General features: G+C 61.3%; 24 protein-coding genes. 10 read left to right on the forward strand and 14 right to left on the reverse strand.

The window, feature by feature from the left end; translation table 11 throughout:
* The first annotated feature begins 30 nt into the window (after window positions 1-30).
* Both AMK02_RS07155 and AMK02_RS07160 read left to right on the forward strand, forming a co-directional pair.
* Window positions 31-372 (forward strand): hypothetical protein, encoded by a 342-nt coding sequence (locus tag AMK02_RS07155; RefSeq protein ID WP_064801539.1) that lies wholly within the window; start codon window positions 31-33, stop codon window positions 370-372.
* 124 nt (window positions 373-496) lie between these two features.
* Window positions 497-1,012 (forward strand): superoxide dismutase family protein, encoded by a 516-nt coding sequence (locus tag AMK02_RS07160; RefSeq protein ID WP_064801541.1) that lies wholly within the window; start codon window positions 497-499, stop codon window positions 1,010-1,012.
* Window positions 1,013-1,041: 29 nt separating this feature from the next.
* Here AMK02_RS07160 and AMK02_RS07165 read toward each other — a convergent pair whose 3' ends face one another.
* The 8 genes from AMK02_RS07165 to AMK02_RS07200 all read right to left on the reverse strand — a co-directional run bounded on the left by AMK02_RS07165 (window position 1,042) and on the right by AMK02_RS07200 (window position 6,080).
* A complete protein-coding gene (locus tag AMK02_RS07165) occupies window positions 1,042-1,923 on the reverse strand; it encodes a mechanosensitive ion channel family protein (RefSeq protein ID WP_064801543.1) in 882 nt (293 codons plus the stop codon).
* Window positions 1,924-1,981: 58 nt separating this feature from the next.
* Complete coding sequence (locus tag AMK02_RS07170) at window positions 1,982-2,512, reverse strand: tyrosine phosphatase family protein (protein WP_064801544.1); 531 nt, start codon at window positions 2,510-2,512, stop codon at window positions 1,982-1,984.
* Window positions 2,509-3,081, reverse strand: a complete 573-nt coding sequence (locus AMK02_RS07175) for a YfbR-like 5'-deoxynucleotidase (protein WP_064806051.1) — start codon at window positions 3,079-3,081, stop codon at window positions 2,509-2,511. The genes AMK02_RS07170 and AMK02_RS07175 overlap by 4 nt, the downstream gene beginning before the upstream one ends.
* Before the next feature lie 29 nt (window positions 3,082-3,110).
* A complete protein-coding gene (ygfZ, locus tag AMK02_RS07180) occupies window positions 3,111-3,956 on the reverse strand; it encodes a CAF17-like 4Fe-4S cluster assembly/insertion protein YgfZ (protein ID WP_064801545.1) in 846 nt (281 codons plus the stop codon).
* 97 nt (window positions 3,957-4,053) lie between these two features.
* On the reverse strand, window positions 4,054-4,809 hold the full coding sequence (locus tag AMK02_RS07185) for a hypothetical protein (RefSeq protein WP_064801546.1): 756 nt from the start codon (window positions 4,807-4,809) through the stop codon (window positions 4,054-4,056).
* 18 nt (window positions 4,810-4,827) lie between these two features.
* Entirely contained in the window at window positions 4,828-5,085 is a 258-nt protein-coding gene (locus AMK02_RS07190) for a hypothetical protein (protein ID WP_020920882.1), read from the reverse strand.
* Window positions 5,086-5,188: 103 nt separating this feature from the next.
* Window positions 5,189-5,605 carry a TIGR02301 family protein gene (locus AMK02_RS07195; protein ID WP_064801547.1) on the reverse strand — a complete coding sequence of 139 codons (417 nt, stop codon included), beginning with the start codon at window positions 5,603-5,605 and terminating at the stop codon, window positions 5,189-5,191.
* A gap of 58 nt (window positions 5,606-5,663) precedes the next feature.
* Complete coding sequence (locus AMK02_RS07200) at window positions 5,664-6,080, reverse strand: NUDIX hydrolase (RefSeq protein WP_064801549.1); 417 nt, start codon at window positions 6,078-6,080, stop codon at window positions 5,664-5,666.
* A 179-nt stretch (window positions 6,081-6,259) separates the two neighbouring features.
* On the opposite strand from AMK02_RS07200, the gene AMK02_RS07205 reads away from it, so the two are divergent.
* Window positions 6,260-6,580 carry a YnfA family protein gene (locus AMK02_RS07205; RefSeq protein ID WP_064801551.1) on the forward strand — a complete coding sequence of 107 codons (321 nt, stop codon included), beginning with the start codon at window positions 6,260-6,262 and terminating at the stop codon, window positions 6,578-6,580.
* Between the two features lie 65 nt (window positions 6,581-6,645).
* Complete coding sequence (locus AMK02_RS07210; RefSeq protein WP_064801553.1) at window positions 6,646-7,410, forward strand: SOS response-associated peptidase; 765 nt, start codon at window positions 6,646-6,648, stop codon at window positions 7,408-7,410.
* A gap of 138 nt (window positions 7,411-7,548) precedes the next feature.
* Here the strand turns inward: AMK02_RS07210 and AMK02_RS31660 are convergent, their stop codons facing one another.
* The 3 genes from AMK02_RS31660 to AMK02_RS07220 form a co-directional block, all read right to left on the reverse strand.
* Entirely contained in the window at window positions 7,549-7,695 is a 147-nt protein-coding gene (locus AMK02_RS31660; RefSeq protein ID WP_164517774.1) for a hypothetical protein, read from the reverse strand.
* A 281-nt stretch (window positions 7,696-7,976) separates the two neighbouring features.
* Window positions 7,977-8,822, reverse strand: coding sequence for a CDP-diacylglycerol--serine O-phosphatidyltransferase (gene pssA, locus AMK02_RS07215; RefSeq protein ID WP_064801555.1), 846 nt, complete (start codon window positions 8,820-8,822; stop codon window positions 7,977-7,979).
* 56 nt (window positions 8,823-8,878) lie between these two features.
* Window positions 8,879-9,577 carry a phosphatidylserine decarboxylase gene (locus AMK02_RS07220; RefSeq protein WP_020920887.1) on the reverse strand — a complete coding sequence of 233 codons (699 nt, stop codon included), beginning with the start codon at window positions 9,575-9,577 and terminating at the stop codon, window positions 8,879-8,881.
* 287 nt (window positions 9,578-9,864) lie between these two features.
* Between AMK02_RS07220 and AMK02_RS07225 the strand changes: the two genes are divergently transcribed.
* From AMK02_RS07225 to AMK02_RS07235, 3 genes are read left to right on the forward strand one after another with little or no spacing between them, the layout of a single operon-like run.
* Complete coding sequence (locus tag AMK02_RS07225; protein ID WP_064801557.1) at window positions 9,865-10,179, forward strand: ArsR/SmtB family transcription factor; 315 nt, start codon at window positions 9,865-9,867, stop codon at window positions 10,177-10,179.
* Window positions 10,176-10,526 carry an SRPBCC family protein gene (locus AMK02_RS07230; RefSeq protein WP_064801559.1) on the forward strand — a complete coding sequence of 117 codons (351 nt, stop codon included), beginning with the start codon at window positions 10,176-10,178 and terminating at the stop codon, window positions 10,524-10,526. Before AMK02_RS07225 ends, AMK02_RS07230 begins: the two co-directional genes overlap by 4 nt.
* A gap of 45 nt (window positions 10,527-10,571) precedes the next feature.
* Window positions 10,572-11,183, forward strand: a complete 612-nt coding sequence (locus AMK02_RS07235; RefSeq protein WP_064801560.1) for an ATP-dependent Clp protease proteolytic subunit — start codon at window positions 10,572-10,574, stop codon at window positions 11,181-11,183.
* A gap of 88 nt (window positions 11,184-11,271) precedes the next feature.
* Here the strand turns inward: AMK02_RS07235 and AMK02_RS07240 are convergent, their stop codons facing one another.
* Together AMK02_RS07240 and AMK02_RS07245 are read right to left on the reverse strand one after the other, a co-directional pair.
* Window positions 11,272-13,149, reverse strand: a complete 1,878-nt coding sequence (locus AMK02_RS07240; RefSeq protein WP_064801562.1) for an ABCB family ABC transporter ATP-binding protein/permease — start codon at window positions 13,147-13,149, stop codon at window positions 11,272-11,274.
* Window positions 13,150-13,358: 209 nt separating this feature from the next.
* Entirely contained in the window at window positions 13,359-15,425 is a 2,067-nt protein-coding gene (locus tag AMK02_RS07245; RefSeq protein WP_064801564.1) for a LysM peptidoglycan-binding domain-containing protein, read from the reverse strand.
* Window positions 15,426-15,579: 154 nt separating this feature from the next.
* Between AMK02_RS07245 and AMK02_RS07250 the strand changes: the two genes are divergently transcribed.
* On the forward strand, window positions 15,580-16,203 hold the full coding sequence (locus AMK02_RS07250) for a TIGR00730 family Rossman fold protein (RefSeq protein WP_082929650.1): 624 nt from the start codon (window positions 15,580-15,582) through the stop codon (window positions 16,201-16,203).
* A gap of 43 nt (window positions 16,204-16,246) precedes the next feature.
* Here the strand turns inward: AMK02_RS07250 and AMK02_RS07255 are convergent, their stop codons facing one another.
* Complete coding sequence (locus AMK02_RS07255; RefSeq protein WP_064801567.1) at window positions 16,247-17,182, reverse strand: LysR family transcriptional regulator; 936 nt, start codon at window positions 17,180-17,182, stop codon at window positions 16,247-16,249.
* Between the two features lie 87 nt (window positions 17,183-17,269).
* On the opposite strand from AMK02_RS07255, the gene AMK02_RS07260 reads away from it, so the two are divergent.
* Both AMK02_RS07260 and AMK02_RS07265 read left to right on the forward strand, forming a co-directional pair.
* Window positions 17,270-18,163 (forward strand): MBL fold metallo-hydrolase, encoded by an 894-nt coding sequence (locus AMK02_RS07260; protein ID WP_064801569.1) that lies wholly within the window; start codon window positions 17,270-17,272, stop codon window positions 18,161-18,163.
* Window positions 18,156-19,163 carry an alpha/beta hydrolase gene (locus AMK02_RS07265; protein WP_064801571.1) on the forward strand — a complete coding sequence of 336 codons (1,008 nt, stop codon included), beginning with the start codon at window positions 18,156-18,158 and terminating at the stop codon, window positions 19,161-19,163. Before AMK02_RS07260 ends, AMK02_RS07265 begins: the two co-directional genes overlap by 8 nt.
* Window positions 19,164-19,315: the final 152 nt, after the last annotated feature.

The raw sequence follows: 19,315 nt of genomic DNA on the forward strand, positions 1-19,315 counted from the left end.
ACCGGCAAAAGGCGGTGAATGGAGGTTTGTATGACCCGCACCACATCCGTTTCAGACACTTCATATGCGTATCTTGCGACGCTTTCGCGGCTTGATCTAAACGGCGACGGCGTATTGAGCCGCGGCGAGCGTGCCGCCGATGAGAAGCCAGGCATCATCAAGGAACTCCTGGAGGAGGACATGGGCAGCGAGACTCAGCCCAAATTTTCCGGCAGCCTGATTGCGCTGATGATGGATACCCACGATAGCGGCGCGACAAGCAGCATCGCCGTGCCCTATCCGCTGCAGCAGAGCGCGTCTGCGACCGGCAGCCAATCCGACGATCTCTACCGCAACACCTACGGCCAGTTCGATTTCGACGCCGTCGCCTGACGATGTCATCGTTCACGTGATCTGAAGCCGGCCCTTTGGCCGGCTTTTCTCTTTGGATGCTCCCCAGAGGAACAGCTTTCGGGCTGAGACGTTCAGAAGGACAACCGGACGGAAGGAGATCTCCATGAAAGCCATGCGCATCATCGCCGCCCTGAGCCTGTCCGCCCTTGCCTTGCCGGCAAGCGCCCAGGATAAGCAGACGGCAGTCGCCAATTTCGTCGGCAAGGACGGTAAGGAAAACGGTCGGGCGCAATTGACGGCTGCCGCTAATGGCGGCGTCCTGATCGAAGTGGAGATATCGGGGCTGCCGGCGAATAAATGGGTGGCCTTTCATGTTCATGAAACCGGCCGCTGTGACGCGGCGGCCCATTACGAGTCGGCAGGCGGCCATTTCAACCCGGGCTCGGCCGAGCACGGCATCCTCGCCGCCAAGGGGCCGCATGCCGGCGACATGCCCAACCAGTATGTCGGCCAGGACGGCGTGCTCAGAGCCCAGATCTTCGATGGCATGGTCACGCTCGACGGCAAGAAAGATGGCATTCGCGGCCGCGCATTGATGGTGCACGCCAATTCGGATGATTATCGCAGCCAGCCTTCCGGTGACGCCGGGGAAAGACTTGCCTGCGGAGTGATCGAATAGGCCGACGATCGCCTCCGCGCTGCAATGTTTCACTGCCGTGTCGGCTTTTCCGTCGCCGTGCCGTTGGACCTTTTTCCCAGCGCGGAATTTCCACCGTCCCGCACAGCGGCCGGATCGCCCTTCTCGTCGAAGGCAAGTTTTACCCGCTTCACCATGTCGCGGCTGACCTGCCACCAGTCACCGGTCTTTGCCCAGTAGCGCAGCGTTAGCGATATCGTGCTGTCACCGAGGCTGTCGATGAAAACGCTGGGTGCTGGTGACGGCAGCACCCTTGGGTTGCCTTTGGCAATGCCCATCAACGTCTCCATCGCCAGATCGAGGTCATCCTCACGAGAAATGCTGATTTTTAGGTCGTTCTGTCGCGTAGGTTCACGGCTGAAGTTGGTGATCGGCGTGTTCCACAGCGTTGAATTTGGCGCCAGGCGATAGAGCCCGTCGCCGGTTCTGAGTTCTGTCGCAAACAATCCGACCTCGCGGACCGTGCCGGCGACGCTGCTGGTTTCGATATATTCGCCGACCCGGAACGGCCTGAGGATCAGGAGCATGATGCCGGCCGCGATATTCTGCAGTGTCCCTTGCAGCGCCAGCCCGATCGCCAGGCCGGCTGCGCCGAGGGCGGCAATGATCGAGGCGGTCTGGACACCGAATTGGCCGAGCACGGTGATGAACACCAGAATCAGCAGCGCATAACGCACCACATTGGTGAAGAAGCGCGCCAGTGTCTCGTCGATGCCATGGATGCGCGACAGGCCCTCATAGGCCCAGCGGCTGACAAAGCCGGCCAACGTCCAGCCGATGACGAGCAGGATCAACGCCCCGAGGACGGAGAAGGAATATTGGACTGCAAGCGCGCTTGCCTGGCTGAGTGCCGTGCGGGTGGCGAGGAGGACATCGGCTGCTTGCTGTTCCATGATCAGGCCCTGTGGCTATTGCGGGGTCGAGGCCAAAATGGAGCAGGCGGCAGCAGCGTCAACCGCCGGCGTCGTCGCGGAGCCCAAGCAGGAAGGGCGCATTGCCGTCGGCATCGGCGCCACGCCCGATTGCCTTTACGGCCGCAGCCAGCCGGCCGCCGCGGCCAAGCAATGTGTCGCCGATCTCGATCAGCCGGGCGTTCGGCGTCGCGAAAGGCGAGGCGGCGCGCAACCGACGGGCAAGTCCTCCCTCGTCCTGATCCGGCGCGATCGATAGCGCTGCGATGAGTGCGGCGGCCGGTGATCGCGACACGCCCATCCAGCAATGGATGAGCAGTGGTGTCTCCTGTCGCCACGATGCAGCAAACTCGATGATCGCCTGCACATGCGTTTCGTCAGGCGCCACCAGACCGCCCGTGCCCTTGAAGGTGATGTCGTTTATCGAAAGCGTCAGGTGACGATCGGGCGCGATCACACCCGGCCGATGAAAGCTCTGTTCTTTGGCGATCAGGCTGATCATGTCGCGCGCCTTGTGGCGCACCGCCATTTCGGCGATGCGTGACATCGGCGAGACGACGATGAAGCTCACGATACTATCCCTCGCTCGGCTTCAATCGCCGCAAAGCGTTGACAGAACAACCGCTGTGCCTCAAGCGCCGGCAAGGGTTCGATCAGCAACATCTCCTTGCTGATGCCGCGCGGCTGACCGAAGAATTTCTGCGCCTCGGCGGGCGTGAAGCCGGCAAGTACCGTCGCCTCGAAATAGGCCGCGATCGTGTCGGCCTTCTTGATCCGGTCCTTGAGATCGCGCGATGGATGAGGCGGCAGGCCGAAGCGCAGGTGCACGGCGGCCTCCAGCCGCATTTCGACCGCCTTATAGCCGCCGCCGACCACGGATTTGAACGGCGAGATCATGTCGCCGATCACATATTCGGGCGCGTCATGGAGCAGCGCCATCAGACATTCCTCCGGCCGCGCATTGTTGGAGCGGCGGAAAATATCTTCGACGACGAGGCTGTGCTGCGCCACCGAAAAGGCATGATCGCCTGATGTCTGACCGTTCCAGCGTGCCACGCGCGCGAGACCATGGGCGATATCGGCGAGTTCGACATCGAGCGGGGAGGGGTCGAGCAGGTCGAGCCTGCGCCCCGACAGCATGCGTTGCCAGGCACGCGGAGCTTTGGCCGTCACGCGCTGGCCTCGTCGGCGCTTGTGGGGAAGACAAGGCCGGACCATTGCGGCAGGGCGAGAGAAACCGGCGTTTGGCCGGCCAGCAGCGGCGTGCCTTCCGCCATCGCAGCACCGGCGCGGTCGATTCGCACGATCGCAAGCCCGCTGCCGCCTTCGACCGAACCGAGTGTCCCCACAGGCTTGCCCGCGGCGGTGATCTCTGTGCCCGCTTGAGGCAAGGCCGTTGCGGCGGACACGGTGACGACGCGCCGGCGCGCGGTGCCGCGGTGCTGCATGCGCGAGACGACCTCCTGGCCGACATAGCAGCCTTTCTTGAAGGAGAGGCCGTCGTTCAGATCCATCAGCACGTCATGCGGGAAGGCATCCTGCAAGGCGAAGTCCAATCCGGAGGTGACAATACCGTGGCGGATGCGCAGCGCCTCGTAGAGCGCGGACGCGTCATCGCCATGCCTTCCTGCCCGGCGGCTGAGCAGGACACCCGCCTTGGCGAAGCGGCTGTCTCGGGCACCCCCGATGCGATCGGCATCCTCGCCCCAGCAAACGGTAATGCCATTCTCAGCAAGGGGCGTAAGTGTAATGGCGGCCCGCAGCCTGTACATCGTCAGGCGCTTCAGCAGCCCGTCGTTCTGGTCGGCATCCGTTTCGATCAGGTAGCCGTCGCCGTCCTGCGAGACCATGAAGTCGAACAGGATCTTGCCCTGCGGCGTCAGCAGGGCTCCAGGGCGTGCCTCGTCGGGCGCCAGCGAGACGATATCGGTGGTGATCAGGTTCTGCAGGAAGGATTGGGCGTCCGCACCGCCGACGGAGAGCAGGGAGCGGTCTTTCAGGAATACGGCTGGCATGGCGGAACCTGTCGCGTTGGTCGTCGCTCAGAGGTATGACTTCGTGAAGTGGATCGCAAGCGCCATGCGACATGCGGAAGACGCATGCGAGGCGGCGTCAGTCGCCCGCCGTGAAGAACTTCCACTTGCCGTCCGGCGTAATGCCGAGGCGGTAGAAATTATAGCCACCGAATTCCTGCATGTCGGAAAGGTCGCCGGCGGTCACGATGCGCAGCAACTCGACTCGCTCCGGCGGCGTCAGCGACTTCAGATCCTTCTCGGCGAAATAGGGCCAGACATACATGTCGTCTGATGTGCCCTGGCCGACATGGACGAAACCGGTCGAAACGATATCGAGCATGATGGCGAGAATTTCATCTCCGTCGGGATCGCCGGAGATGTCTTTCAGCGTGCCGATCGGGTCGTCGGTCGCTTCACCCACCGTCACCTGCGTCTGGTCTTTGCCGGTGCCCACCAGCGGCCGCAACCGTTCGAGATCGCCGGAGGCGGCGGCCTCGACGATCTGTTGGCGCATTTTGCGAACCGGCTCGGGCGCCTTGTTGATGTCGTAAATCACCTCGACCGGCTTGGATGCGTCCTGGGCGCCCGGCGTTTTGTCGACACCCTGATTGTTCTGGCTGTTGACCAGCGGCTCGGCCATGGGAACGCCGGGAGTGGTGCCCTGGGTCTGGTTCTGCCCCTCAGCACTCCCCTGTGCCGGCGGCGCATCGCTGGGAGCCTGGCCGGGGATTTTGTGGAGTTCGGAAAGTGCGTAGGCCGAGGGCGCGAGGAGGACGTTGCCGGCGGCAAAGCTCAGCGCAAGCAGCACCGGCGCGAGCCGAATTCGCGAAACTTTCTCTTTACCGATGCGCATCGAACTCTCTGATAATAATTATTGCAGGGTGCGGTTGGCGGAGAATTCGCCGGCAAGCATACGGTCGCGCAGCGAATCGAGCAGAGCTTCGGCGCTGTTTTCCCCGTGCAATCGGATGGTTTCGCGCAGGGCGTGCGCGATGGCGGCATCAGCGATGATCTCCGGCTCGATCCCGTCGGCCATGCCGTCGGCCCAAGCCTCGTTCTGGTACTCCAGAGCCGCCTGCATCTTTTCGTGGACGATCATGTCGTCGATGTCGTTGAGGCTTGCTTCCATTGTCTTTTCCTCAGAACTTCTCATGTCTTACTGCACCGTTAATAACACTAACAGCCTTTTCCCAAAACGACACGTCCGCATGCGAAAACAGGTTAATTAATCGTCAATTTCCAAAGCGCGAGGTAATTTCTGTGGCGAGTGTTGCACCTTCGTTACGGTAGCGCTCTTCTGCCACGATGGCCGCCGGGGTGCAATCCGTATAGACGGAAGCGAAGGCCCGGTAGCCGCGATTGAAGGCGGCGGTGAGCTTTTCCTTCCGTTGCGGCTCGTTGCCTGTCTCCGAATCGAGCAGCTGCTTCATGCCTTCCCGCCACTCATCCCCGCCCGGCGCTTTGCAAAGCGTTCTCAGATAATGCACCGAACCCAGCACTTCGGCGAGCCGCGCCAGCTTGTCGTCATAGGGCACGGTCGCGACCGGCGGCGCAATCTCCTCCTGCACAGACGCCGTATTCTTGCCCTGAGCCATGGCGGGGCCGGCAAGCACGAGCAGGGGCAGGACAACGCGTCGAACGGGAATCATGCTGCAAGTTGATACTTTGAGCGTGACGGCAACAAGGCGCGCCTGAAAGTTTCCACTTCTATTCACCGCTCGCCAGCCGTTCCGCGCATTCGAGCACGCTTTGCGGCACAGGCAGCCGCCGGATCTCCTCCACCGTATACCAGCCGAGCGCCGCCGCATCGTCGGCGGCTTCCGCCACCATTTCCCGGTCGGCGTCGACGCAAAAGACCGACAGGAAGAAATGGCTCCTGATGCTGCCATCCGGACCATGTGTCTTCAGGTCATAGGTCGAAAACAGCCGCGGATTATGCGCCGAGATGCCGGTTTCCTCGCGGAACTCCCGCAGCGCCGTCTGCTCCGGCGTTTCGCCCGGCTCTGCGCGGCCGCCGGGAAAGGCATACATGTCGGCAGAGGGCGGGTTGCGCCGCAACACCAGAAGGAATCGCCCGTCGCGTTCGAGAATGGCGGAGGAGGCGGCTTTGGCGGTGGAGGTCATGGCTGCTCTTGCTGTGACGGCTATTCGATCCGACGGGCTGATGATTGCGGGCCGCGGCAGCGGGCCTGCCCGATTTTCGTGTGGGATAGCTCCCGAGACAAGTCCCAAAATCTGCGCAGCGGCTCCCGAGATAACGACATCTGTGCAACAAGGAGTCAAAATATTCGAAAGGGCTTTGCGTGAGCTATCTCATTTACGCCTTTGCCGCCGTTTTCGAGATCGTCGGCTGTTTCGCCTTCTGGGCGTGGCTGAAGCTTGAAAAGCCCATCTGGTGGCTGGCGCCGGGCATGATCTCGCTCGTGCTTTTCGCCTGGCTTCTGACGCTGGTGCCGAGCGATGCCGCCGGTCGAACCTTCGCAGCCTATGGCGGCATCTACATTCTTGCCTCGCTCCTCTGGCTGTGGCTGATCGAAGGCCGTGTGCCCGATCGTTATGATATCGGCGGCGGACTGATCTGCCTTGCCGGGGCGAGCGTCATCCTCTTTGCGCCGCGAGCCTGAATCACGTCACGCAAAAGCATGCAGTGCGCCTTGACCGGACTCGGACCGGGTGCAAAGACAGGCCGATGTGTGGACGTTTCGCCCTGACAAGTTCCAGCGCCGACCTGCGCAACTTCTTCTCCGGTCTTGATCTCGACGATTTCCCGGCGCGCTACAACATCGCCCCGACGCAGCCGATCCTCGTCGTCATCGCAGGCGAGGGCAGGGAGCGGGGCAGCAACCTGCCCGACCGGCGCGCCGTGCTCGTGCGCTGGGGCTTCACGCCGGGCTGGGTCAAGGACCCGAAGGATTTCCCGCTGCTGATCAATGCACGCGCCGAGACGGCGATCGGCAAGGCCTCGTTTCGGGCGGCGATGCGTCATCGACGCGTGCTGATTCCGGCCTCAGGTTTTTACGAATGGCATCGCCCCTCAAGGGAGAGCGGCGGCAAGCCGCAAGCCTATTGGATCAGGCCGCGCCAAGGCGGGGTCGTCGCCTTCGCCGGACTGATGGAGACATGGTCCTCGGCCGACGGTTCGGAGGTCGATACCGGTGCGATCCTGACGACGCCAGCCAATGCGGGCATCTCCGCGATCCACGATCGCATGCCTGTCGTCATAAAGCCGGAGGACTTCTCGCGCTGGCTCGATTGCAAGACGCAGGAACCGCGCGAGGTGGTCGACCTGATGCAGCCTGCTCAGGGTGATTTCTTCGAGGCCATACCGATTTCCGACAAGGTCAACAAGGTTGCCAATATGGGACCGGACCTGCAGGAGCCGGTCGTCATCGAGAGACCGCTCGAGGCGCCTGCGAAACAAAAGCCGGATCACGGCCAGCTCAGCTTTTTCTAAAAACGGGATCGGCCGCTTCCGGCACGGCCGCCTGTTCGGCTCAGCTGCGATGCTGAAGGCATGTCACGAGAGCCATGCCGCAGTCTCGGGATGACGGCATGCCGGAAACCGGATGGCTACTGTTCGAAGCTCGGCGCTTCAAGCGGATTTCTTGACACTGTCCGGCTTGTTCTTTGCCATCAGCGATGCCGCGGCAACGGCCTTCAATCCGACCGGGCGATAGTTGGCGGCGAGGTCTGGCTTGGCCGCCTGTTGTTCGCCGGTACTGCTCTTCTTCGAAGTCACGATACTCTCCTTGCGTGTTGCTTCCCTGGGTATTTTGTATTTTTGCTTTTCGTCGGAAATAGCGACAAAACGGCGGCGTCGCTTATCAGGATTTGTGAACGCCCACCATAATTCGCGAGGCTTAACTGAAGCCTACGTTGGTTAATACTTACTGAAGGGAGCGGTTCCAAAAAAAACGCAAAGCGGTTTTCCCCGGGAAAACGCGTGGGCATATATTCGGGAGGTGACAACAGGGAGAGAAGCAATTCCGTGGCCCGGGAGAATCCGGGAGCGCGCGGAGGTCAGATGTGCCGGCCAATATCGTCGTCGCCGACGCCGGGTTCCTCGATCGTCAGCGTCCCATATTTGCGCCGCCATCTGCGTGCGCCGAAGGGAAGGGAGACGAGATAGGCGGCAACGGTAAAGACCATCACCTCCCAGGTGTAGCTCATCAGCAGAGCCACATAGAGCACGACGCCGAGCATCATCGGCAGCACCAGATCGCGCCGCAAGCGGTTGCCTTCCGATTTGCCCGACCAGACCGGCAGCCGGCTGATCAGCAGGAAGGCGATGGCGACCGTATAGACCGAAGAGAGATAGGCGAAGGTGCGGTCCGTCGCCAGACCGAGGAAGCCGAGATAGACCGGCAGCAGCACCAGCATGGCGCCGGCCGGCGCTGGCACTCCGACGAAATACTCCGATTGCCAGCTCGCCTTGTTTTCGCGCTCGGCCATGACGTTGAAGCGGGCAAGGCGAAGCCCGGCGGCGATCGCATAGATCAAGGCGGCGATCCAGCCGAGCGAACGAGCCTGATCGAGGGCAAAAACGTAGACGACGAGCGCGGGCGCGACGCCGAAATTGACGATATCGGCAAGCGAATCCATCTGCGCGCCGAACTTCGAAGTCGCCTTCATCAGCCGCGCTACGCGCCCGTCGATGCCATCGAGGAAGGCGGCGAGCAGCACCATCGCGACGGCGAGCTCGTAACGGTTCTCGAAAGCGAGCCGGATGCCGGTCAGCCCGGCGCAGATCGCCAGAATGGTGATGAGGTTCGGAAAGACGAGGCGGAACGGAATCTCGCGCAGGCGTGGGCCGCGGGCGGAATCATCCGGCCCGTTTGGTTCGAAAGGCGGAAAGGGTGTTTCCATGTCGCGTTCCAATCGTTCCTAGAGCAATTCCGGCAAGGGCTCGGAGGTTCCGCGCCTTAGCTGCGGCGGCTGATGACCGGACCCTTGGCCGAGGCGAATTCGGCGATGACCGTTTCCCCCGCAATCGCCGTCTGGCCGAGCGAGACGCGGGGCGCCGCACCGGCGGGCAGGAACACGTCGAGCCGCGAGCCGAAGCGGATCAGCCCGAAGCGTTCGCCGGCGTCCAGCGGCTCGTTGGTGTTTGCCCAGCAAAGGATACGCCGCGCCACGAGGCCGGCAATCTGTACGACGCCGATCTGGCCGTGCCGCGTTTCGATCACCAGTCCGTTGCGCTCGTTGTCCTCGCTTGCCTTGTCGAGTTCGGCGTTGACGAAGCTACCGGAGCGGTAGTTGATGCTGACGATGCGCCCGCGCATCGGCGCCCGGTTCACATGGCAGTTGAAGACGTTCATGAAGACGGAGATGCGCAGCATCGGCTCGGAGCCGAGGTCGAGCTCTGCCGGCGGGGTCACCATCTGGATCGCCGAGACCTTGCCGTCGGCGGGAGAGATCACGAGATCGTCGTCCTGCGGGGTCACCCGCTCGGGATCACGGAAGAAATAGGCGCACCAGAGCGTGAAGATCATGCCGATCCAGAAGAGCGGCTTGAAGATCCAACCCAGCACCAGCGATGCGACGAAGAAGGCGGCGACGAAGGGATAACCCTCCTTGTGCACGGGCACGATCGTGTTGCGAACCGTGTTGAACAGGCTCATGGCTGCCGGTCTCCTTGCTTTTCGGTTTTTGCTGGTTAGCGAAAAACCAGCTCCTGAGCAATGCTGCGACCCTGGCCCTGGTTCCGCTGTCGTGGTTCTGAACAACAAAAGCCGGTAACGCTACCCAGCCGCTAACGTAAATGTGGAATCGCTAAGGTTTTATGATCGCACTTCGTAGCTTTTGATCGCCTTCGGCCCGATGCGGACATCGTCTAGGATTTCCGCAGCAACAGAAAGCTGCCTCGAAACAGCTTGCGAATCGCATAAGTGCGTGCTTATGTGTTCGCATGATCGAGAATGACTTTTTCCGCGCTTTGGCAGACCCGACCCGCCGTGCGATCTTTGAGAAGCTGGCGTCAGGGAGGATGAACGCTAGTGCCTTGCGCGAGGGCATGGAAATTAGCCAGCCGGCGATGTCGCAACACCTCGCAGTTCTGCGCAGTGCAAAGCTCGTGAGGGAAGAACGACAGGGGCGTTTCGTGAATTACGAAGTCGATCCCGACGGGTTGGCTCTCATCGCCCAGTGGCTCACAAAATACCGCGCCTACTGGCCGGAGCGGATCGCAGCACTCAAAGTCTTGCTGAAGGACATGGATCAATGAACGAAGGGAAGACCAAGGAGCAGGATAGCGGCGTCGAGTTGGAGTTTGACTTGGGCGATCCGCCGCAAAAGGTCTGGCGTGCCGTCACCATTCCCGAACTTCGGGAAAGGTGGTTGCCGAAGGAAGCATTGTCTGATCCCGATGCGATCACCGTCACCCCCGGCCAGGAAGTTCGCTACAAGCTGCGTGACGATAACCCGCCTTTCCTTGAAAGCACCGTGACGTTCACGATCACCCCGAATGCCACTGGCGGCACCTGCCTTCGGATCGTCCACGAACTGACGGACGCAAGAATGGCAAGAGCGCCGGCGAACAGCAACAGCCCGCCCCTCATGCTCGCCGCCTGACACGGCGAGCCTTCCCCTTAAATTCTGAAAGTCTGGAGGTCGCCGATGCGCGAAGCGATGCAACTCGTCCCTATGGTGGTAGAACAGTCCAGCCGGGGGGAGCGATCCTTCGATATCTATTCCCGGCTTCTGCGCGAGCGGATTATCTTCCTCAATGGCGAGGTGAACGATACCGTTTCGGCCCTCGTCTGTGCGCAACTGCTGTTTCTGGAAGCGGAAAACCCCAAAAAGCCCATCAACCTCTATATCAATTCGCCGGGCGGCGCCGTGACCAGCGGCCTGGCCATGTACGACACCATGCGCTTCATCCGTGCGCCGGTTCATACACTTTGCATGGGGACGGCCCGTTCAATGGGGTCGTTCCTGCTGATGGCAGGTGAACCTGGCGAAAGAGCCGCATTGCCCAATGCCAGTATCCTCATTCATCAGCCCTCCGGCGGCTTTCAAGGACAGGCTTCCGACATGCTGATTCATGCCGAGGAAATTCTAAAGACCAAGCAACGCATGACGCGGCTCTACGCGGAGCATTGCGGACGTTCCTACGAAGACTTTGAGCGCGGGATGGATCGCGACCGCTTCATGACGGCGGAGGAAGCGCTTGAATGGGGTCTTATAGACCGTATTCTGAAAGTTCGGGAAGACACGAGCAGCTTATAAGCCTTGCCGCAAAAAACCCGATTGCTGAAGATCGTTCCAACGATTCCACATTTGCGTTAGTGGCGGGGTAACGCTACCGCCTGCCGCTTCAGCTTGCCGGGGCAAGCCGCGTGATCACGCCCATCTCGTCGCTGTCGCGCACCTGCTTCAGATGCTCCTCCGCCTGCGTCGCCTCGCGCTGGCGGTTCCACATCGAGGCATAGAGGCCATTCCTTTCGAGGAGGGCGGCATGGGTGCCGCGCTCGGCGATCTCGCCGCTTTTGAGCACGATGATCTCGTCGGCGCCGATGACGGTCGAGAGCCGGTGGGCGATGACCAAGGTCGTCCTATTCTTTGAAACCACGTCGAGAGCGGTCTGGATCTCCCGTTCCGTCGTCGTGTCGAGAGCCGACGTCGCCTCGTCGAGGATCAGGATCGGCGGCGCCTTGAGGATGGTGCGGGCGATCGCCACACGCTGTTTCTCGCCGCCGGAAAGCTTGAGCCCGCGCTCGCCGACCTTGGTATCGAAGCCTTCGGGCAGCGCCTCGATGAAATGGGCGATCTGCGCGACCTCGGCCGCTGCAAACACCTCGCCGTCGCTGGCCGACGTGCGGCCGTAGCGGATATTGTAGGCGACCGTGTCGTTGAACAGCACGGTATCCTGCGGCACCATGCCGATCCCTGAGCGCAGGCTCTTCTGCGTCACGGTGCGGATATCCTGGCCGTCGACCGTGATGGTGCCGCTCTGGATATCGTAGAAACGGTAAAGCAGGCGCGACAGCGTCGATTTGCCGGCGCCCGACGGCCCCACCACCGCGACCGTCTTGCCGGCCGGCACCTCGAAGGAAATGCCCTTCAGGATAGGACGGGCCGGATCGTAAGCGAAGTGCACATCCTTGAAAGAGATCGCGCCCTGGCGGATCCGAAGCTCGGCAGCGTCGGGGGCGTCCTTGACCTCGGCCTTCACCTCAAGCAGGTCGAACATCTGCTCGATATCGGTCAGACCCTGGCGGATTTCGCGGTAGACGAAACCGATGAAATTGAGCGGCACGGAAAGCTGCAGCAGCATCGAATTGACGAAGACGAAATCGCCGACCGTCTGCTCGCCGCGCTGCACCGCCAGCGCCGACAGCACCAGCATGATCGTCGTGCCGATACCGAAAATGACGCCCTGGCCGAAGTTCAGCCAGCCGAGCGACGTCCAGACGTCGGTCGCCGCTTTCTCGTAGCGCTCCATCGATTTGTCGAAGCGTTTGGCCTCCATCTCCTCGTTGCCGAAATATTTGACGGTTTCGAAATTGAGAAGAGAGTCGATCGCCTTGGTATTGGCGTCGGTGTCGCTGTCGTTCATCGACCGGCGGATCGCGATGCGCCAGTCGGATGCGCGGATCGTGAACCAGATATAGGCCCAGACGGTGAAGGCGGTGACGGCAAGATAGGAAAAGCCGTAGCCCCACCAGAAGATCACCGCCGTCAGCAGGAATTCGATGACGGTCGGAACGGAATTGAGGATCGTGAAGCGCACGATCGTTTCGATGCCCTTGGTGCCGCGCTCGATGATGCGCGACAGCCCGCCGGTCTTTCGCTCCAGATGGAAACGCAGCGACAGCTCGTGCATATGCACGAAGGTCTTGTAGGCGAGCTGGCGCACGGCATGTTGCCCGACGCTGGCAAAGAGCGCGTCGCGCAGCTGGTTGAGACCGAGCTGGATCAGCCGGGTGACGTTATAGGCGATGACAAGGGCGATGGCTCCGGCAAGGAGCGGCGGTACCGTGCCGGCGAGGTCCATCCTGCCGTTCAGCGCATCGGTGGACCACTTGAAGAAATAGGGGACGAGCAGCAGGACGAACTTGGAGATCAGCAGATAGACCGACGCCCAGACGACACGCATCTTGAGGTCGGTTCGCCCGGCCGGCCACATATAGGGCCAGAGGTTGAAAAGCGTCCGCAGCAGGTGTGATTCCGAGACTGTCTTGCCGTTTGCCATGCCGTATCTCCAGTCCGGATGATTTGCTTCGATGTCCGGCAAGGCGTGGGGCAGGGCGCATCTGGCGCGCTTCCCTGAATCCCGAACGCCACCGGCAGATAGGGCGTCGGGCCGAGGAATGCAACACGTGCAGTAGCCGGGAAAAGTGAGGCCAGGCGTTTCTCCCGCCCGGCTTCATCATGTCGCGTTGCGCTTAAGCTGCCGCCTTTTCAGAGGTGCTGCTTGGAGAGCCGTTTACGGTGCAGTTCCTCGGCGTTCGGCAGCGCGTCCTTCGGCAGGCCGAAAATCTGGCCGGGACGAATGCGATCCGGGTCGACGATTTTGTCCTCGTTGGCGATGTAGATCGTCGTATAGCGCACGCCGAGGCCATAGGTCCGGCGCGAGATCTGCCACAGCGTATCGCCGCGGCGGATGATGACCGCCGCATTGTTTGCCGTCAGCGGCGCCTGTTCGATCGTCTTCGGCTGATTGCTCGCAGCATCGTTTGCGGCGGGCGCGGCCGGTGCGGGCGTGTCGGTCAGTTCACCGATGATTGCGCCCAGCCCGTCGAGACCGGCGCCGACCGATTTTGCATCCTTCGGCAGATCCTGCAGCACCTTCAGCGCCTTGGCGGCGGTTTGCGAGGAGGCGCCGGAGGCCTGCTTGAAGCTGTCGGACGCATCCGCCGCGGGGCGGAAGTCGGCGACAGAGCGCAGCGCGAATTCCGTTGCCGAGCGCGCCGCCGCCAGCTGTTCGGCACCTGGCAGCTTACCATCGGCAAACAGCCCCTTCAAAAGCCCGAACGCCTTGCCGGCTTCGGCCTTGAGCTTGCCGAGTTCGCCTTCGTCGAGCGGTACCATCGAGGAAGCGCCATTTGCATCGGCGGGGCCGGCTTGAGCAGCAACCCGCACCTGGTCGCCCGCCGGGCGGTTGAAGTTCACTGCGGCCCGCACGATCACCTTGCCCGCTGGATCGACGACGTCGACGCGAATCTTATGATCGCCGACCGAAAGCGCCGCGACACTGTCGATGACGAAATGGCCGTCGGGTCCGGCCGTGTCCTGGCCGACAAGGCTGTCGTCGGCATAACCGAGGACCTTGGCGTTGGCCCGCGCCGTGCCGGCAATGAAGATCTTGTTGCCCTCGATCTCGACGGCGTTGACCATCACATCGGGCGCAGTGGCCTTGTCGGTTTGGCCCGCACCGGGTACGGCCGGCGCCGCATCTGTCCCACCGACGGAGGCGTCGGGCAGGCCAGGCGTCTGCAGCGCCAGCTCGCCGGTCGGTGCTGCTGTTGCGGCAGGCGCGTCGGCTGCAGCGGGAGCAGTCGCGGCCTCGCCAGTTGCCGGCTTGTCCGCAGCCGGCACCAACGGATTGGAGGCGTCGGCGACTTCGGTGTCCCCTGTCGGTGCAGTGATGATGCGGCTCGCCGCGCCAGGCTTGGAGACCATCGCGAGCAGGTTTGCGGCATTGCCGTCCTTCGGCACGGAAACGGTGGCGACTTCTTCGGAAAGCGCGGTCTTGCCATCCTTGCCCGTCACCTTGAGCACGAGCTGGTGGTCGCCGGCCGGAAGCGGATCGTCGAGGACGGCGGCGAAATCGCCGCTCGGGCCAATATCGGCCGTCGTCACCACCTTTTCGCCATCGAGTACTTCGAGCTTGCCGTTCGGCTCGGCGGAGCCGGCGATGACGGTCGATCCATCAGGCTCGACCCGCAGGACGTCGAAGGCTGGAAGCTTCGGGCCGGCATTCGCGGCTGCCGTTGTCGCGGCGGAGGCTGGTTCGGGCGCACCGGTCAGCGCAGCTTCGGCCCTGGCAATCGCGGCAGGCGCATCCGCCATGTTTTCCGGCAGCGACTGCACGATGGCGAGCGCCTTGGCGCCGCCTTCCTTAACCTTGACGGCAATTGCTTGTGTTGCGGGATCGATGCCCTCGGGAACGGTGAAGCCGACAAGTGCGGTGAGCGCATTGATGGCCTTGGTCTTGGCGGCGGTGAAGACATCGATGGCCGGTCCTTTGCCGTCGGCAAACAGCGCCTTCAGCTCGCCGAGCGCCACGCCGGCGTCGGTCGATAGGTGTCTGACCTGATCGACGACCGCAGCCGAGTCGGCCACGGCAGAGCGTGATGTCTTTGCCGCTTCGTTAACCGTGTTCTTGAGCTCCGTGCCCGCCTGGTTGATCGCGTCGCCGACTTTGGATGCATCGCCACCGATGCGCGGCATGACGAAGAATACCATCAGTAGGATTGCGATTACGAGCACTGCAAGGGCCAGCAAGCCGGCACGGTTCTTCATCATTATGTCTCCCAAGGCGGCAATTTGCCGTAGTAACCGAAATTGCTAGCGATTTCCGATGCTTTTCACAAGCATTCAACGCAATTTCGCAAGCTCGGCACGCTGCTTTTCAGTCAATTTTCTTGACTGCATTGAAATGGAATAGTTGTTTTGCCCTATGACCGAACAATCTGTATCGATTCGATCCATCTGCGTTTACTGCGGCTCAAGGCCGGGACGCGATCCTTCTCACATGGCGGCCGGGCGTGCTCTCGGAAGAGAGATCGCCGAATACGGCCTGCGCCTCGTCTATGGCGGAGGTACCAAAGGCATCATGGGCGCGGTTGCGAGCGGGGTGCTTTCAGGCGGCGGTCAGGTCACGGGCATCATCCCGGAATTTCTGATCGATATGGAAGCGACTCGCCATTCGCTCGGTCAGCTCAACGAACTTATTGTAACCCCTGACATGCACGCGCGCAAACACACGATGTTCGAGCGTTCCGATGCCTTCGTCGCGCTGCCCGGCGGCATCGGCACGCTGGAGGAGATCGTCGAGATCATGACCTGGGCCCAACTCGGCCGCCATGAAAAGCCGATGGTCTTTGCCAACATCAACGGTTTCTGGGATCCGATGATGGAACTGCTGCGCCATATGACGGAAGAAGGCTTCCTGCACACCGCTCATCGGGTGCAGCCGCTCGTCGTCGACGACGTTTCCGGCATCATTCCGGCGATCATGGCCCAGGCCGCCCAGCTCGCCGCCGATTGCGACGGCGAGGACGAGGTAATCTCGAAGATGTAGGTCGGCAAGAGCCCTGGATTGCCCAGCCCTGTGGCCGGCATATTCAGCTGTAGGCCGGAACAAGCCGGGTCACCTGAGATCGCATCCATTGATTGGCGGGATCATTGTCACTTGCCGCCGACCAGACCATCGATATCGGGCTCACCGTTAAATCGAGGGGAACCTCTGCTGTCGCCAAGCCGAAAAGGCCGGCGTACCGCTTCACGATCCTGGTCGGCAGGGTCGCGATCAGGGGCGCTTCCAGGACGGCGGTAAGCACGGTCAGGAATTCCGGCGCTGCCACCGACACGTCCAGTCGCACGTTGATCCGCTTCAACGCGTCATCGATGCAGCCTTCGATGGCGTCCTTCTGGGAAACGAGTGCATGCCTCAGCCCGACATAGCTGTCCCGGTCCAAAGTTTCGGGAAGATCGAGAAGCTCAGGATTGTAGCAACACATTAGCGATTGCTCGAACAGCAGGCTCCGCCGGTGTCTGTTGTTGCCGTCATCGTAGCAACCGACGCCGAGGTCGATGACATTGTCGTCCAGAAGCTTGTGGACCAGCTCCGGGTCGACCGCTCGCGCAAGCACTTTAATACCGGGGGCTGTCTCGTTCAACATAGCGACGAGGCGCGGCACGAGCAGCACCTCAAGCTCGCTGGAAAAGCCGATGCGGAATATCTGCTCGGCCTGATCGGGCTCGAAGAATGCCGGCGTTACGATCGCCTGCTGCGTGCGGCTGAGTATCTGCTCTACGGCTTCGGCGAAACGCAGCGCCCGATGAGTTGGCTGCATGACCTGGCCGACACGCACAAACAGCTCATCTTGCAGCAATGTCCGGAGAGTGCCGAGATTGTGGCTCATAGCGGGCTGCTGGATTTTCAGGCGAACAGCAGCTTTCGTCACGCTCCGCTCCTTCATGAGCGCATCGAACGCGACCAGCAGATTGAGGTCGAAAGACCACAAATTGAAATGATCAATGGAGACAATTTCATTCATCGATTTGATCGTTGCATGAATCCTTCTTACTGTCCATAGCCATCAGACAGCGCTGTCCCGGTTCCAGTTCAACTCGAAAGGAATTCCATGAGCGATCTTGGAAAGGAATATCGTATTGCCGGCGTGACAGTGAGAAAGGTGCAGGAGCAGTACCTTCACGACGTTCCGCCCTCATTCCTCTACCCGACTGCCGGATCTGAGGAGATCAAGGCGGTCGAGCCGCGGCTTTCCGCCGTCGATATGGAAGAGGGCCGCGATGCCCTTGTAGTGAGCATTCATAGCTGGCTTGTCATCACGCCCGACCATGTCATCCTCATCGACACGGGCTCGGGGAACGACAAGGAGAGACCGCGCAATTCCGGCTTCCATCGTCAGACCATTCCGTTTCTCGATAGGCTGCGTCAGGCGGGTGTCGAGCCCGAAGACGTTGACTTCGTCATCAATACCCATCTCCACGTCGATCATTCCGGCTGGAATACCGTGCTTCAGGACGGACGATGGATCCCGACTTTCAAAAACGCCCGCTACGTCTTCCCGCGCGCCGAGCAGGAATATTACGCGTCGACGGCGAGTCACAACGATGTCAACATTCCCAGCCTCGGCGTCTATGAAGACAGCGTAAGGCCGGTGATCGAGGCGGGGCTTGCCGATTTCATCGACAGCGCAGGCGGTCCTTTCCTCGATCGATTCATCTTCTTGCCGACGCCTGGGCACAGCATCGGCCATATGTCCGTTATGCTGGAGGCGGACAATGAAGCGGCAATCTTCCCCGGCGATGTCATGCACCATCCGATCCAGGTGGAACGGCCCGACCTCAACACGGTCTTCTGCGAATTCCTGGATCAGGCTGCCCAGTCCAGACAGCGCGTCCTCGAACTCGCAGCTGATAATCGCGCCATGTACTTCTCCACGCATTTCCCCGGTTCGTCTGCTGGTTATGTCACCCGCGACGGCGAAAAATTCAGGTGGTCCTATGTCTAACAACGAGCTCGCATCGTCAGCTTTTGACGCCAGTCAGATCGTATTCGACGAGCATTACGTCGACAGCGGAACCGAGGGCATCAAGCTCTATCTGCGCAATAAGCGAAGGAAGGACCACAAAGTCTTTCTTGCGGAGAAAACAATCGTGATGGTGCATGGAGCGACCTTCTCGTCCGGAAGTCTTTACGACGTTCCCTTCAATGGAATGTCCTTCATCGACTTCCTCGCGCATCATGGGTTCGACGTCTTTGCCGTCGATGTCCGGGGCTACGGAAAATCGACCCGTCCACCGGAAATGCAGGCGCAGCCCGATCTCAACCCGCCCCTTGTTTCCACCGACACGGGCGTCACCGACTTCGCAACGGCTGTCGAGTTCGTGCTTCGACTTCGGGGCCTGAAGGCTGTCAACGTGTTCGCAATGTCATGGGGCGGTACCGTAGCCGGCGCATATGCTGCTCGCAACGCCGACAAGGTCGTCAAGCTCGCGCTGCTCGCGCCACAATGGCTGAGTGACGTTCCCATTCCCATCGACCAGGGCGGTTCCCTCGGCTCCTACAGGCTTGTTCCCGTCAAAGCGGCCCTGGCGCGTTGGCTGGGCACCGCACCTGAATACGCGCGTGAACGTCTTGTGCCCGAGGGCTGGTTCGATCTCTGGTCGGAATTGACCCTCTCGGAGGAGACGTGGCAAGACGATAGGGAGCAAGGCAAACTTCGCGCCACCAACGGGCCGATCCAAGACATCCGCACCTACTGGAGAGCTGGAACCCCATATTATCAACCGAGCGAGATTCGCGCGCCGGTGCTGCTGTTGCACGGCGAATGGGACATCGACGTTCCGCTTGATCTGGCGCGGGCCTATTTCGAGCAGCTGACCGGCGCCTCCTACAGGCGATGGGTGGAAATCGGGGAGGCGACACATCTGGCCCTGATGGAGAGCCACCGCATGCAGGCCTATACCGAGGTCGTCCGCTTCTTCGATGAAGCTTTCAAACCGGAATAGAGTCTGAACGACCAGGCTCCGGCATCGAATCCGGAGTCTGCTTCCTCCATCAAGCCGGCCGCGCGTTCACCCGGCCATCGAGCCATTCGTTTCCATGACAATTCTGATAACCGCCATTCTGGATGCCGGGCGAAGTGCCGTCGACATCGCGA

Origin of the sequence: Rhizobium sp. N731, from assembly GCF_001664145.1 — a bacterium.
Classification (GTDB): domain Bacteria; phylum Pseudomonadota; class Alphaproteobacteria; order Rhizobiales; family Rhizobiaceae; genus Rhizobium; species Rhizobium esperanzae.